The organism is Vibrio sp. 970 (genome assembly GCF_033339075.1).
This window is the reverse complement of record NZ_JAWOTW010000415.1, coordinates 1-646: the sequence shown is the minus strand read 5'-3', so window position 1 is coordinate 646 and position 646 is coordinate 1. Positions and strand designations below refer to the sequence as shown.

Genomic DNA, 646 nt, shown 5'->3' with positions numbered 1-646 from the left:
GATGGAAGGGTAGAATGGAGCCACGAAGAAGATGCCATTTGGAGTGACCTTGTCACGAGACAGATGAGCGTGATCAAAGAGCGTGCGTGTGATGCTTATCTACGTGGTTTGGAACTGCTGAACTTACCTCAGGATCGCGTGCCTCAGTTGCCGGAAATCAATCGAGTCTTAATGGAAACAACAGGATGGCAGGTTGAGCCTGTGCCTGCTCTGATCGATTTCGACCGATTTTTTAATTTGTTGGGTAACAAACGTTTTCCAGTCGCGACTTTCCTAAGAACCCGAGAAGAGTTCGATTATTTACAAGAGCCGGATCTTTTCCACGAAATTTTCGGCCATTGTGCCATGCTCACGCATCCAGAGTTTGCTGCGTTTACGGAACATTATGGTCAGCTCGGACAAGCGGCAACACCAAAACAGAGAGCTTACTTGGCTCGTCTTTACTGGTTTACCGTTGAATTTGGTTTAGTGAAAGAAGGCACGAAAACGAAAATCTATGGCGGCGGCATACTCTCTTCCCCAGGAGAAACCATCTACGCATTGGAAAGCGAAAGTGCAATTCGTGAGTCCTTTGACCTACAAACGGTATTAAGAACGCCATATCGCATCGATATCATGCAGCCTAAATATTATGTGATTGATGATT

General features: G+C 46.0%; 1 protein-coding gene. It reads left to right on the top strand.

What is annotated here, in order from left to right; translation table 11 throughout:
* A partial coding sequence (phhA, locus tag R7Q11_RS27025; RefSeq protein ID WP_225467093.1) for a phenylalanine 4-monooxygenase occupies nucleotides 1–646 on the top strand: 646 nt, incomplete at both ends.